The organism is Streptomyces sp. NPDC127129 (genome assembly GCF_042671585.1).
Classification (GTDB): domain Bacteria; phylum Actinomycetota; class Actinomycetes; order Streptomycetales; family Streptomycetaceae; genus Streptomyces.
On sequence record NZ_JBHXTV010000011.1, the window covers coordinates 323,580 to 336,864 of the forward strand.

The 13,285-nt window shown below is 72.9% G+C and carries 10 protein-coding genes; 3 read left to right on the top strand and 7 right to left on the bottom strand.

Going from position 1 to position 13,285, the window contains the following annotated elements:
* Positions 1-46 precede the first annotated feature (46 nt).
* The 5 genes from ACFVGW_RS22845 to ACFVGW_RS22865 form a co-directional block, all read right to left on the bottom strand.
* Positions 47-3,103 carry an NPCBM/NEW2 domain-containing protein gene (locus ACFVGW_RS22845; protein ID WP_385853275.1) on the bottom strand — a complete coding sequence of 1,019 codons (3,057 nt, stop codon included), beginning with the start codon at positions 3,101-3,103 and terminating at the stop codon, positions 47-49.
* A gap of 114 nt (positions 3,104-3,217) precedes the next feature.
* Complete coding sequence (mshC, locus tag ACFVGW_RS22850; RefSeq protein ID WP_383224706.1) at positions 3,218-4,447, bottom strand: cysteine--1-D-myo-inosityl 2-amino-2-deoxy-alpha-D-glucopyranoside ligase; 1,230 nt, start codon at positions 4,445-4,447, stop codon at positions 3,218-3,220.
* Positions 4,448-4,591: 144 nt separating this feature from the next.
* Complete coding sequence (locus ACFVGW_RS22855) at positions 4,592-5,428, bottom strand: SCO1664 family protein (RefSeq protein ID WP_383224704.1); 837 nt, start codon at positions 5,426-5,428, stop codon at positions 4,592-4,594.
* The gene (locus ACFVGW_RS22860) at positions 5,392-5,982 is read right to left on the bottom strand and encodes a DUF3090 domain-containing protein (protein ID WP_352192775.1); all 591 of its coding nucleotides are present in this window, start codon (positions 5,980-5,982) and stop codon (positions 5,392-5,394) included. The genes ACFVGW_RS22855 and ACFVGW_RS22860 overlap by 37 nt, the downstream gene beginning before the upstream one ends.
* A gap of 77 nt (positions 5,983-6,059) precedes the next feature.
* Entirely contained in the window at positions 6,060-6,749 is a 690-nt protein-coding gene (locus ACFVGW_RS22865) for a histidine phosphatase family protein (RefSeq protein ID WP_385853276.1), read from the bottom strand.
* Positions 6,750-6,820: 71 nt separating this feature from the next.
* On the opposite strand from ACFVGW_RS22865, the gene corA reads away from it, so the two are divergent.
* Positions 6,821-7,813, top strand: a complete 993-nt coding sequence (gene corA / locus ACFVGW_RS22870) for a magnesium/cobalt transporter CorA (protein WP_383296094.1) — start codon at positions 6,821-6,823, stop codon at positions 7,811-7,813.
* Between the two features lie 25 nt (positions 7,814-7,838).
* Here corA and ACFVGW_RS22875 read toward each other — a convergent pair whose 3' ends face one another.
* Entirely contained in the window at positions 7,839-8,624 is a 786-nt protein-coding gene (locus ACFVGW_RS22875) for a ferritin-like domain-containing protein (protein ID WP_385853277.1), read from the bottom strand.
* A 229-nt stretch (positions 8,625-8,853) separates the two neighbouring features.
* Positions 8,854-9,903, bottom strand: coding sequence for an LLM class F420-dependent oxidoreductase (locus tag ACFVGW_RS22880; protein ID WP_352192772.1), 1,050 nt, complete (start codon positions 9,901-9,903; stop codon positions 8,854-8,856).
* Between the two features lie 132 nt (positions 9,904-10,035).
* On the opposite strand from ACFVGW_RS22880, the gene ACFVGW_RS22885 reads away from it, so the two are divergent.
* Complete coding sequence (locus ACFVGW_RS22885; RefSeq protein ID WP_383224696.1) at positions 10,036-11,022, top strand: aldo/keto reductase; 987 nt, start codon at positions 10,036-10,038, stop codon at positions 11,020-11,022.
* Complete coding sequence (locus tag ACFVGW_RS22890; protein ID WP_385853278.1) at positions 11,019-13,142, top strand: helix-hairpin-helix domain-containing protein; 2,124 nt, start codon at positions 11,019-11,021, stop codon at positions 13,140-13,142. The genes ACFVGW_RS22885 and ACFVGW_RS22890 overlap by 4 nt, the downstream gene beginning before the upstream one ends.
* The last annotated feature ends 143 nt before the right edge of the window (positions 13,143-13,285 follow it).

Consider the following 13,285-nt stretch of genomic DNA (forward strand, 5'->3'; position numbering starts at 1 on the left):
CGGAGGAGGGGCCGCACCGGGGTCGGTGCGGCCCCTCCTCCGTCGCTCAGGCGCAGGCGAAGCGGGCGGCCGCCCAGTCTCCGTGATCACCGCTCTTGGAGCCGTTGGTGTCGGTGATCCGCAGGCGGACATGGCGTGCGCCGGTGACGTCGACGTCGACCGGTACGGTCGCCGACGCGCCGGTCACCTTGGGCGAGGTCCAGAGAACCCTGCCGTCGGCCTCGACCGAGAACGCGACCTCGCCGTAGCCGTTGATCTCGTCGTCGATGCCGACATCGGCGGTGAAGGCGGTGCAGCGGCCGCCGAGGTAGACCTCGATGTCGGAGTCGGCGTGGGCGCCGATGCCCTTCTCGTAGGCCGTGCCGGCCAGGGTCAGCGTGCGGCCGTCGCTCGCGCCCGACTCGCCGTTGGAGCGGTCGCGTTCCGGCGGGCCCCAGCCGTTGGTGGCCTTCAGCCAGGTCAGATCGCTCGCCCAGACGCCGGTGCTCGGCGGCTCGGGCATCACCCCGACGGCGAACCGCTGCACGGCGGTGCGGTCCTGGCCCGCCGCGCGGTGGCGGACGGTCGCCGTGAGCGTGGCCTCGCCGGGCTTCGCGTCCTTCGCCGGAGTGACGGACACCTCGACCCGCCGCGTGGTGCCGGCGGGGATGCGGGCGACGGGCGCGGCCGGGGTGACCTGCCAGCCGGCCGGGGCCGTGAGGGACACCTCGACGCCGGTGGCGTCCTTCGTCCCCGCGGTGACATCGACGGCGACGGTGCCGGGCGCGCCCGCGCCGAGCTCCTGTCCGGCCGGGACGGCGGCGGTGGCGGACGCTCCGGGCACGGCGCCGCCGACGGCGCTGGTGTCCTCCAGTCCGAGGGTGAAGGACCGGTCGGTGCGCTGGGCGGCGGTCTTGACCTTCACCACTCCCCCGCGGTCGTCGCGGTCGTACCACCAGCCCTGGCCCGCGGCCTCGTAGGCGGCCCGGGAGGTGAGGCGGGGCAGCCTGCGTTCGCCGAGGGTGACGGCGCTCGGCGCGTCACCGGTGTGGACGGTGAACTGGTACGGCCGGGAAGGGGACTTGCCCGCGTAGGAGCCCTTGCTCGCGCCGATCCGTACCGTCACGTCACCCGCGCCGCGCCGCGGCGCGCGGACCTCGGCGGTCTGGGTGGCGTACTGGCCGGTGCGGTGCGCGCGGGTGACGCCGTCGTCCTCGTAGAGCTCGAAGGAGGAGTCGCCCTGGGGGTAGATGTCCCAGGCCAGCGGGGAGTCCGGGGTGCGGTCGGTGTACGAGCGGATGCCGCCGGGCCACATCGGGACGGTGGCTCCGGCCCGCACGAACAGGGGCAGCGTGTCGAGCGGGGCGCTGTAGTCGTCGACGGTGACCGGACCCTGGTGGGTGCGGCCGCTCCAGTAGTCGATCCAGGTGCCCTCGGGGAGGTAGATGCCGTCGCGCTCGACGGCGTCCTGGTACACGGGTGCGACGAGGAAGTCCTCACCGCTCAGGAACTCGTACTTCGCCGTGTCCGAGGCGGCCTTCGGGTCGTCCGGGTACTCCAGGACGAGCGGCCGGGCGAGGCCGACACCGGTCGTGGTGGCCCGGTGCGCGTGCGAGTAGATGTAGGGCAGCAGCGACTCGTGGAGCTTCAGGTAGTCGCGGTTGATCGAGGTGTACGGCTCGCCGTACCGGAAGGGCTGCTTGTCGCTGGCGGCCCAGCCGTCCATGGTCATGGTGACGGGAAGGAACATCTTCCACTGCAGGTCACGGGTGTACGTCTTGGCGCTGCCGCCGAAGATGCCGTCGACGTCCCCGGTGGTGTAGGCGAGGCCGGACATGGATGCGCCCGCGTAGGTGGGGATCTGCCAGCGGATGTACTCCCAGGTGCCGGCCTGGTCGCCGGACCACTGGACTCCGCAGCGCTGGGCGCCGGACCAGCTCTCGGGCGCCCAGGTGAAGCCGCGGGCGTCGCTGTGCGCCTCGATGCCGGCGTAGGCGTCCTTGCAGCCGTCGAGGGCGAACTTGTACCCCTCTCCGACCCAGGCGACGTCGAGCTTGGCGACCCGCTGGCCCGCCTTCACCTGCTCCTCGAGCTTGTCGATGCCGTCCTCGGTCCACAGACCGAGCTCCATGCCGCGCTGCTTCAGGCCGGTCGCGGTCTCGGCGAGGTTCTCGTAGCCGCAGCCGTAGCCGTCGTTGACGAGCATCCAGCCGTTGGGCATGTCGTGCTCGACGTAGCCGTCGGCGACCTTCAGGGCGTCGAGGGTGTGGCGCTCGCCGCGGTTGGCGTTGTGGAGGTAGCAGTCGGCGTCGCCGATCTCCAGTCCGTAGACGGGCGGCAGGAACGGCTTCCCGGTGAGGCCGGTGTACTGCCCGATGACGTCCTTGAGCGCGTCGGACCCCGAGCCGGCGAAGTAGTAGGCGTCGAAGCGCTGTTCGCGGGCGCTGGTGGTGACGGGCTCTCCGAAGACGTAGGTGTTCGGCGCGTAGGTGTTGCGGTAGACGCCGTAGCCGGCCGAGGAGAGGTAGAACGGCACGGAGTTGGGGTGGCCCCCGTCGTCCCAGTTGTAGTCGACGCCGACCTCGACGGTCTTGCCGCGGTGCGAGGTGTTGCCGCGGCCGTTCTGCATGCCGGCGCCGTAGAACTGCTCGCCGGCGCCCCGGGCCAGGGTCTGGGTGGTGCGGTCCCGGCTCCAGGTGAGGCCCTGGGTCTCGGACCAGAGCGGGGTGCCGTCGGCGCGGACGGCGGCGAAGCGCAGCGGCGCCTTGTAGGCGCGCAGGGTCACCTTCGCGGTGGTGAGTTCGTAGCGGTCGCCGCGGTCGTGCCAGCGGGTCGTCGGCGGTCGGCCCTGGGGCCGGACGATGTCCTGTCCGGTGGGGTCCGTGAACCGCCCGTCGGGGGCCAGTTCGATGCGGAAGGTCTCGTCGGTGACGAAGCTGACGCGGGCCTGGGCGGTGCCGGCGGTCAGCCGGTAGACGGCGCCGTCGGCCTCGAAGCCGGTGAGGTCGCCGACGGTGGTGGGCGCGGGCTCGGCGGACTGGGCGCTCCCCGGCCCCGCGAACACCGCGAGGAGGCCGAGCACAGCGCCGGCGAATGCAGTCTTCATGCGCAATGTTGATTGCATGGACGGTATTTAGCGCAGAAACGAGCATGAGGGCCAGGACAAAACGGAACCGCCCTCGGACTTCGCGAGAAGTCCGAGGGCGGTTGTCCGAAAGCGGGTCGTACGGAGGCGGGCCTAGAGAGCCACACCGAGCAGCGCGTCGACGGCACGGGAGGCGAGGCCGGGCGCGGACTCGTCCGTACCGCCCTCGGCGTTCTGCCGCTCGGCCCACCGGTCGACCGCGGCGAGCGCGGCCGGGGTGTCGAGGTCGTCGGCGAGCGCCTCACGGATCTCCTCGACCAGCGCGTCGGCGGACGGCCCGTCGGGGCGGGAGACGGCCGCGCGCCAGCGGTCCAGGCGCGCCACGGCGTCCTGGAGGACCTGGTCGGTCCACTCCCAGTTCGCGCGGTAGTGGTGCGAGAGGAGCGAGAGGCGGATGGCGGCCGGGTCGACGCCCTGGCGGCGGAGCGCGGAGACGAAGACCAGGTTGCCCTTGGACTTGGACATCTTCTCGCCGTCGAGGGCGACCATGCCGGCGTGCACGTACGCCGTGGCCATGGGGAACTCGCCCGTCAGCGCCTGGGCGTGCGAGGCGCCCATCTCGTGGTGCGGGAAGATCAGGTCGGAGCCGCCGCCCTGGACGTCGAAGCCCATCCCGAGGTGGTCGAGAGCGATGGCCACGCACTCGATGTGCCAGCCGGGGCGGCCGGGACCGAGGCTGGCGCCGTCCCAGCTCGGCTCGCCCTCACGGGCGGCCATCCAGAGCATCGGGTCCAGCGGGTTCTTCTTGCCCGGGCGGTCCGGGTCCCCGCCGCGCTCCGCGGAGAGGTGGCGCATCAGCTCGGTGTCGTAGTTCGACACCTGCCCGAAGTGCGGGTCCGCCTCGACGGAGAAGTAGATGTCGCCCTCGAGCTCGTAGGCGGCGCCGGAGTCACGCAGCCGCTCGACGAGCGGCACGATGCCCGGTATGGCCTCGACCGCGCCGATGTAGTGCTGCGGCGGCAGCATCCGCAGGGCGGTCATGTCCTCGCGGAAGAGAGCGGTCTCGCGCTCGGCGAGCCCGACCCAGTCGACGCCGTCCCGGATCGCCCGCTCCAGGAGCGGGTCGTCGACGTCGGTCACGTTCTGGACGTAGTGGACCTGCCGCTTGGTGTCGAGCCACACGCGCTGAACGAGGTCGAACGCGTTGTAGGTCGCCGCGTGACCCATGTGGGTCGCGTCGTACGGCGTGATGCCGCAGACGTAGATACGGGCGACGGGGCCGGGGGCGAGGGTCACTCGTCCGCCGGTCGCGGTGTCGTGGATCCGGAGGTCGCGGCCCTTGCCGGGAAGGGCGGGGACCTCAGAAGCGGGCCAGGCATGCATGACCTGAGCGTAACCGGACACCTGTTCCGGATACGAACCGGATCCGGGATCTTGGCCGACAAGGCACTCTTGCAGCTCGCAGCGGTTCGTGCATACCCCCTGGGGGTCCACACCCCAGAGGTACGGCTGGCCGGATCCGATCGGTCAGACCGGGGGCCAGGGGATCGCCGGCCACTGCCCGGAGGGCTCCGGGTGGCGGCCGGTGGTGCGCAGGGCGGTGACCCGGCGGCGCAGCGCGTCGACCTCGGCGGCCGTGAGCAGTTCGGCCAGTCGGGTGGCGAGCGGCGTCCCCGGTGCCAGGGAGCCGTCGAGCCGCGCGAGGACGCCGGCGGCCTCGGCGGGCAGTTCCTCGCCCGCCCAGCCCCAGAGCAGGGTGCGCAGTTTGTCGTCCACGTGGAAGGTCACCCCGTGGTCGATGCCGTAGAGGCGGCCGTCCGGCGCGGGCAGCAGGTGCCCGCCCTTGCGGTCGCCGTTGTTGATGACCGCGTCCAGGACGGCGAGCCGGCGCATCTCGGGGCTGTCGGCGTGGACGAGCAGCGCGGTGCGGCCCTCGTCGACCTGGGCCGGCCCCACGGCCTTCCACCCTTCGCCCGCCTCCTCGTCCTCGGTGAGGGCCAGCAGGCTCGCCGCGGGGTCGGCCTCGATCCACAGCTGGACCATGCCCTCGCCGTACGGGCCGTCCCGGAGCACCGTGGGCGGGACGAGTCCCCAGCCGGTGGCCTCGGAGATCTCGTACGCGGCGACCTCGCGCTGGGCGAGGGTGCCGTCGGGGAAGTCCCAGAGCGGCCGCTCGCCGGCGACCGGCTTGTAGACGCAGTCGGCGTCGACACCGTCATGGCTGACCGAGCAGACGAGCACGGCGTTGGACGCCTCGCGGACCTGGCCGCGCACGGTCAGCTCGCCCTTGGTGAGCAGGTCGACGACCGCCTGGTTGCCAAGGCCGCTCATGCGCCGCGTCGGTATCCGTTCTGGCGCGGGCACACGTGTCCCTCGGGGTCGAGCGGCAGGCTGCAGAGCGGGCACGGCGGGCGGCCCGCGTTGACCACGTCCAGCGCGCGCTTGGCGAAGGCCCTGGCCTGCGCGCCGGTGAGCCGGACCCGCAGCATCGGCGGCCCGTTCTCCTCGTCCTGGAGCAGCCGTTCCTCGGCGGCGGCGAGGTCCTCCTCGGACTCGGCGTCGAGTTCGACGAGGGCCTGCGCCTCGACGATCATGCGCTGCTCCTCGCCGTCCCAGGCGAGCGCCATGGTGCCGACCCGGAACTCCTCCTCGACGGGGACGTCGAGGGGGGCGGTGTCGGCGTTGTCGGCCGGGGCCATGGCCGGGACGGGGGCGTTGCCGCCGGTGCGGCGCACGACCTCGTCGAGGAGTTCGTCGATGCGTTCGGCGAGCGCGGCGACCTGGGTCTTCTCCAGGGCCACGCTGGTGACCCGGCCGGCCGCTGACGCCTGCAGGAAGAACGTACGGCGGCCAGGCAGCCCGACCGTACCGGCCACGAAACGCTCCGGTGGGTCGTAGAGGAACACCTGACGGGACACGTCCCTGACTCCCTTGCGTCTCGGCGGTGATGGAGGTCCGCGCTACGGCGGCCCGTCCACCCTACTGCGCGGATCGATCACGGTGCGCCCGCACCGCCCCCGACCTCGGCGGCCCCGCCCGACTCGCCGCTCTCCCGCGGCGCGAGGCCGGCGAAGTCGCCGGTGTCGCCGAGCCGTACGAGGAAGGGGCGCAGCCGTGTGTAGCGGATGACGGTGACCGAGCAGGGGTCCACGTGGATGCGCTGGAAGAGGTCGAGGTGCATGCCGAGGGCGTCGGCGACGATCGACTTGATGATGTCTCCGTGGGAGCACATCGCGTAGACGGCGTCCTCGCCGTGCTCGGCCTCCACGCGCGCGTTCCAGTCCCGTACGGCGTCGACGGCCCGCGTCTGCATGGCGCGCATCGACTCGCCGCCGGGGAAGGACGCGGCGGACGCGTGGGCCTGGACGACCTCCATGAGGGGTTCGTCGGCCAGTTCGGCGAGCTTGCGGCCGGACCAGTCGCCGTAGTCGCACTCGCTGATCCGCTCCTCGGTGTGGAGCGCGAGGCCGGGCCGGGCGTCGAGGAGCGGCCGCAGCGTCTCGCGGCACCGCTGCAGCGGGCTGGTGACGACGGCGGCGAGCGGCACCCCGGCCAGCCGGCCGGGCAGGGCGGCGGCCTGCGCCGCCCCCCGCTCGTCGAGGGCGACGCCGGGCATCCTCCCGGCGAGCACACCGGAGGTGTTGGCGGTGGAGCGTCCGTGCCGGACGAGAATCAGCGTGGCCATGGCGGCAAGCGTAGGCGGCCGCGCACACCGGCGGGGTGTCCGCGCGTGTGGAAACGCGCGGAGCGGGGAGAATACGGCGCGTGATCGTGGACTCTGCCATCTACCGGGACGGGCGCCGCACCGCGGGGCCCACGGACCTGTCCGATGCCCTGGCGGAGGCGCGGGCGGCCGGGGACGCCTTCCTCTGGATCGGTCTCCACGAGCCCACGGAGGCGGAGTTCGACCACGTCTCCGACGAGTTCGCGCTGCATCCGCTGGCCGTCGAGGACGCGCTGAAGGCCCATCAGCGCCCCAAGCTGGAGATCTACGACGACTCGCTGTTCGTGGTCCTCAAACCCGTGGTGTACGAGCCGAAGAGCGACCGGGTCTCCACGGACGAGCTGATGCTGTTCGTGGGCGATTCGTTCGTGGTGACGGTCCGGCACGGGGAAGGGGCGCCGCTGGCGGCGGTACGCCGCCGTCTGGAGGCCGAGCCCGAAGTCCTGAAGCACGGACCGACGGCCGTGCTCTACGCCGTCAGCGACGCGGTCGTGGACCACTACATCGACGTGTCCGGTGAGCTGCAGATCGACCTGGAGGAGCTGGAGGCGGACGTGTTCGCCCCGGTGGGCAGACACGGGGCGAACACGGCGGCGCGGATCTACACGGCCAAGCGGCAGGTGCTGGAGTTCCGGCGGGCCAGTGTTCCCCTCTCGGGCCCGATGGCCCGGCTGGCGGCAGGTGAAGTGCCGTTCGTCCACGAGCACGCGCGGCCCTTCTTCCGGGACGTCGCCGACCATCTGATCCGCGCCAACGAGCAGGTCGAAGGCCTGGACCGGCTGCTCTCGGACGTCCTGTCGGCGCATCTGGCGCAGATGGGGGTGCGGCAGAACGACGACGTACGGAAGATCTCGGCCTGGGCGGCCATGGCCGCGGTCCCCACGATGGTCGCGGGGATCTACGGCATGAATTTCGAGCACATGCCGGAACTCTCGTGGACCTGGGCGTATCCGGCCGTGATCCTGCTGATGGCCGGCGTCGAGGTCGGCCTGTACCGGCTGTTCAAGCGGCGCGGCTGGATGTAGCCGCCGGTCCGGCCGGCCGGGGCGTTCAGAACGCGGGGGCGGGTGTCATCGGACCGCCCAGCGCGTCGCGCCGCTCGGGCATCCGCAGGCCGACCATCTTGTGCCAGCCGGCGGCCCGTTCCCACGCGTACACACCGTGGATCCCGGCGGCCAGGACGGCCGACTTGGCCTTGGGCCAGCCGAGGATGCGTCCCATGTGGCTCATCACGGCGAGGCTGACGTCGCGGTAGACCCGGATCTCGGCGAGCGCGGACTCGCGCAGGGTGCGCTGGATGAGCCGGCCGTGTCCGACGTACGCGAGGGCCAGCAGCTCCTCGTGGCAGTACGCCAGGTGGTTCGCCTCGTCGTTGTCGATCATGTGGATGGCCTTGCCCAGCTCGGGGTGGTCCCCGAAGTAGGTGACCAGCATGTTCATCTGGTCCGCGGCGCGCTGCTCGGTGACGCGGCTGTGCGAGAGGTAGACGATGATGTCCTCCTCGCTCAGCGGCTCGTCACGGCGGAGCTTGTCGTGGGCGAGGCCGATCCCGCCCTTCTCCAGGAGCATCGTGTAGTCGGTGTCGGGCGGCACCGGCACGGGGTCGAGTCCGCGCTTCTTCAGGAGCGCGTTGAAGATCCGGCCGTGCTTGTCCTCGTCGGCCCCGTGCCGTGTGATCTTGGGCGCGAGATCCCGCATGGCGGGCGGGACGAGGGCCGCGATCCGGGCGTTCTCCCAGCCGCCCTGGGCCTCGCCGCTGGCGGCGATGGAACAGAAGAGCTGGAAGGACTCGTCGTCGTCGATGATTTCCTGGAACAGGCCCTTGGCCGTGAGCATGGCTCCACCTCCCTGCGGGCGTCCGCACACCGCACGTCCGCAGAGAACGAGTCAAATGCGGTACCGGCCTCCCGGCAACACGAGCGGCGGGCCGTTCGGCTGAAAGATGGAGCGTTCCGCTCGTAACCGCGCGCCCCGTGGCGCGTTGAGCAGCATGACGGCCGTGGCGGGGAAGACCCCCGAGCCCCCACCACGGCCGCAGAACCTCTCAAGGCCCGAAGGCCGCGCCTCAGGCCAGGCCCGCGTGCTCCAGGGCCTCGGTGCCCGCCCGCAGCGCCGCCACCCGCTCGTCGAGGGTGAAGCCGGCCGGGGCGAGGGTCAGGGTCGTGACTCCGGCCTCGGCGTAGGCCTTCATCCGGTCGGCGATCCGCTCGACGGAGCCGAGCAGGGTGGTCTGGTCGATCAGCTGCCGCGGTACGGCGGCGGCCGCGCCGGCCTTGTCCCCGGACAGGTACTTGTCCTGGATCTCGGCGGCCTGCTTCTCGTAGCCCATGCGCTGGGCGAGCTGGTTGTAGAAGTTCTGCTTGCGGCTGCCCATACCGCCGACGTACAGGGCGGTGTACGGGCGGAAGATGTCGGCCAGGGCGTCGATGTCGTCGCCGAGGGCGAGGGGCAGGGTCGGGTGGACGTCGAAGCCCTCCATGGTGAGCCCGGCCTTCTCGCGGCCCGCGCGGAGCGGGCGGAGTGCGGTCTCCTCCAGGTGCTCGGCGGAGGGGAAGATCAGCAGGGCGCCGTCGGCGATCTCTCCGGTCTGCTCCAGGTTCTTCGGGCCGATCGCCGCGATGTAGAGCGGGATGTGCTCGCGCTCCGGGTGGACGGTGAGCTTGATCGGCTTGCCCGGGCCGTCCGGCAGCGGGAGCGTCCAGTGCTCGCCCTCGTAGGTGAGCCGCTCGCGGGACATGGCCTTGCGGACGATCTCGACGTACTCGCGGGTGCGGGCCAGGGGCTTGTCGAACTTGACGCCGTACCAGCCCTCGGAGACCTGCGGACCCGAGACACCGAGGCCGAGGCGGAAGCGTCCGCCGGACAGCGAGTCGAGCGTGGCGGCGGTCATCGCCGTCATCGCGGGCTGACGGGCCGGGATCTGCATGATCGCGGAGCCGATGTCGATCCGCTCGGTCTTGGCGGCGACCCAGGAGAGCACGGTGGGCGCGTCGGAGCCGTAGGCCTCGGCGGCCCAGCAGACGTCGTACCCGAGGCGGTCCGCCTCCTGGGCGACGGCGAGGTTGTCGCCGTCCATACCGGCGCCCCAGTAACCGAGGTTGATGCCGAGCCTCATGACCACACACCCTCTTTACCGATCAGTAACGTCCCTTGCGCCGGACTCTAGCGCGAGGCGAGGGGATCCGTCAGGGGGAGGTTGTCCACAGGCTCTCTCCGCGTGGGGTCTTGGCCAGTAATCTCGCGTCCCATGGAGCAGAGGCATCTCGGACGTACCGGCCTGCGCGTGTCCCGGCTCGGGCTCGGCACCCTCACCTGGGGCCGCGACACCGACGAGCACGACGCGGCCGACCAGTTGAAGGCGTTCTGGGACGCGGGCGGCACGCTGGTCGACACCGCGGACGTGTACGGCGGGGGCGAGGCCGAGTACATGCTCGGGCAGCTCATGGAGCGGCTGGTGCCACGGCGGGATCTGGTCGTCTCCACCAAGGCGGGCAGCGTGCCCGACCCGGACCGGCGGATGGACGGCTCCCGCGGCCATCTGCTGGCCGCGCTCGACGCCTCCCTGAACCGGCTCGGCACGGACCACGTGGACCTGTGGCAGCTGCACGCCTTCGATCCGTACACCCCGCTCGAGGAGTCCCTCCAGGCGCTGGACATCGCCGTGAGCAGCGGCCGAGCACGGTACGTGGGGGTGTCGAACTTCTGCGGGTGGCAGCTGGCGAAGGCCGGGACGTGGCAGCTCGGGGCCGCGGGCACGGGGCGGACGCGCCTCGCGGCGACGCAGATGGAGTACTCCCTGCTCCAGCGGGGCGTCGAGCGGGAGGTGCTGCCCGCGGCCCTGGACCTGGGGATAGGTCTGCTGCCGTCCTCACCGCTGGGGCGCGGGGTGCTGACGGGCAAGTACCGGGACGGCACGCCCACCGGATCCCGGGGCGGTTCCGAGACCATGGCGCCCTTCGTGGAGCCGTACCTGGACGACGCGGCGAGCCGGATCGTCGACGCGGTGGCCACGGCGGCGGACGGCCTGGCGACGACGCCGCTCAAGGTGGCGCTCGCCTGGGTCCGCGACCGTCCGGGGGTGACCGCCCCGATCGTCGGCGCGCGCAACGCGCAGCAGCTCACGGCCGCGTTGTCAGTGGAGAGCCTTAGTCTTCCTGACGAGATCTGCCGGGCTCTCGACGATGTGTCGGCGCCCGTGCACCGCTATCCGGACCAGGACTGGAGCACCTTGTGACCGAGCCTTCGCGGGAGACCCCTCCCGAGGCCACCGAGCCCGTGCCGGGCGAGGCCGACGAGGCCGCGACCGAGCGCACCCCGGAGGCCGGTGACGCGAGCGCTTCCGCGGACGGGGAGACGAAGGCCGCGGAGGTGTCCGAGGCGCAGGCCGAGCTGGCCGCGCAGCGCGAGCTGCGGGCCAGGATCGAGCAGCGCAAGGCCGAGAAGGCTGCGACGCCGGTCGACGCGGGCGGGAAGCTCAGCGGCACGGCGGCCGATCTGCTCGCGGCGGTACGGGCGGTGGAGAGCGGTACGAAGCCGGGCACCGCGTTCTTCGAGCCGGCCGAGCCCGCACCACGACGCCCCGCTCCCCCGGCGACGCCCACACCGGCGCCCACCCCCACGGCGCGCCCGTCGGCCCCCGCACCGGCAGCGGCCCCCGAGACGGTCGAGGCCGTGCGGGCCGTCCTCGCGCGCGGTGGGGCACCGGAGTCCCTCACCGGGCAGGTCGCGGCAGCGCTGGGCGAGGGCGCCGCCGAGGCGCTGCGCGAGGACCCGTGGCTCCTCCTCTCGGTGCCGGGGGTCCAGCCCGAGCACGCCGACGCCTTCGCGCGTGCCCTGCTGGGCGCGGAGTGCGGTCCCGACGATCCCCGTCGGGCGGTCGCCCTGGTGGCGTGGCTGCTCGAACGGGCCGCGGTGAAGGGGCACACCGCCCTGGAGGACGGCGCCGTGCGTGCAGGCCTCGGCAAGCTGTCCGTCCCGGACCCGGACGAGGCCCTGCGCCAGGCGGTGTCCGAGGGCGCGGTGCTGGTGTTCCAGGACGAGGAGCCCGCGCCGGAGGACGTCGAGGACGAGGGCGAAGGCGACGAGGGCGCCGAGACCGCCGACGGGGACGGCGGGGCTCCCGAAGCCGATGTTCCGGTCCTGCTCGGGCTCGACCGGTACGCCCTCGCCGAGGAGAGCCTGGCCGACGGCCTGGCCCGGCTGGTGAAGACCGTGTCCGGCGAGGTCTGGGAGGGTCCCGAGCTGGTCCGCGCCGTCGGTGCGCACGGCCTGGTCCTGCACACCGGCGGCGAGGCGGCCCGCAGCGAGCCGGTCGCGCTCGCGGAGGCGGCCCGTGAGCGGGGCCTGCGGGTCGCCGTGGCCGTGCACAGCGAGAACGGAGTCCGCCGGCTCGGCGCGGAGGCGCTGACGGTCGCCGCGCTGCTGTCCGGCACGGCCGGACCCGGCAGGGACGCGGAGGGCGCCTTCGCCCTCGACCTCCTGGTCGTCCTGGACGCGCCGCAGCTGGACGTCGAGAGTGCCGCGATGCTCGTGGAGTCCCTGCCCGACGGCTGCCGTCTGGTGCTCGGCGGCGACCCCGGTGTCCTCGGCTCCGCGGGCGCGGGGCGGGTGTTCGGCGATGTCCTCTCGGCCCGGGTGTGCCCGCAGATCGCCTCCCGGATCCCCGACCCCGGGCCGATCGGCGAGCTGGTCTCCGGCATCGGCATCGGTGAGCTGAACCAGGTGGAGGCCCCCGGCAAGGAGGTCGTGATCGTCCCCGTCCGGGACGCGGGCGAGGCCGTCCACCGCACGGTCCAGCTCGTCGCCGACTCGATTCCCCGCGCGATCGGCGTTCCCACCGAGCAGACCCAGGTGATCACCGTCGGCCATGGCGGCTCGGCGGGCACCCGCGCGCTGAACGCGGCGCTCAAGCAGCGGCTGAACCCCGGCCCCGGCCGCTTCGGCGGCTTCGACCCGGGCGACCGCGTGGCGTACGTACCGGCTCCGGGGCGGACGGTGACCGGGACGGTCGTCTCGGCCGACGCCGAGGGTCTGCGCCTGGAGTGCGAGGGCGAGGAGCTCGTCGTACCGAAGGAGCGGGTGGAGTCCGCGCTGCGGCACGGCTGGGCGCTCACGGCGCACCAGGCTGCCGGGATGCGCTGGCCGGCGGCCGTCGTGGTGCTGCCGGGCGACGCGGCGCAGGGGCTGAGCCGGACCTGGGTCTACACGGCCTTCGGCCGCGCCGAGCGCCATCTGTCGGTCGTCCACGGGGTGGACCAGGCGCTGCCGCGCGCGGTCGCCGAGGGGCTGCCCCAGGACCGTACGACCCGGCTGGGGCCGCTTCTGGAGGCTCTTCTGGCGGCCGCGGAGGACTGACCAGGGCTACGGGGGCCGGGTACGGCGGAGGGCGGGACACCACGTGGTGTCCCGCCCCGCCCCCGGACGGGGTCGGCCGCGGTACCCGGAAGGGGCCGCGCGGGCGAGGGGGGGGGGCCGAGGGGGGGGGGGAGAACCGCGGG

Excerpts from the sequence above, each read along its gene's own strand:
- ACFVGW_RS22880 (WP_352192772.1), bottom strand. The coding sequence starts at position 9,903 with ATGAGGCTCGGCATCAACCTCGGTTACTGGGGCGCCGGTATGGACGGC.
- ACFVGW_RS22875 (WP_385853277.1), bottom strand. The coding sequence starts at position 8,624 with ATGCTCACGGCCAAGGGCCTGTTCCAGGAAATCATCGACGACGACGAG.
- ACFVGW_RS22865 (WP_385853276.1), bottom strand. The coding sequence starts at position 6,749 with ATGGCCACGCTGATTCTCGTCCGGCACGGACGCTCCACCGCCAACACC.
- ACFVGW_RS22845 (WP_385853275.1), bottom strand. The coding sequence starts at position 3,103 with ATGCAATCAACATTGCGCATGAAGACTGCATTCGCCGGCGCTGTGCTC.
- ACFVGW_RS22885 (WP_383224696.1), top strand. The coding sequence starts at position 10,036 with ATGGAGCAGAGGCATCTCGGACGTACCGGCCTGCGCGTGTCCCGGCTC.
- mshC (WP_383224706.1), bottom strand. The coding sequence starts at position 4,447 with ATGCATGCCTGGCCCGCTTCTGAGGTCCCCGCCCTTCCCGGCAAGGGC.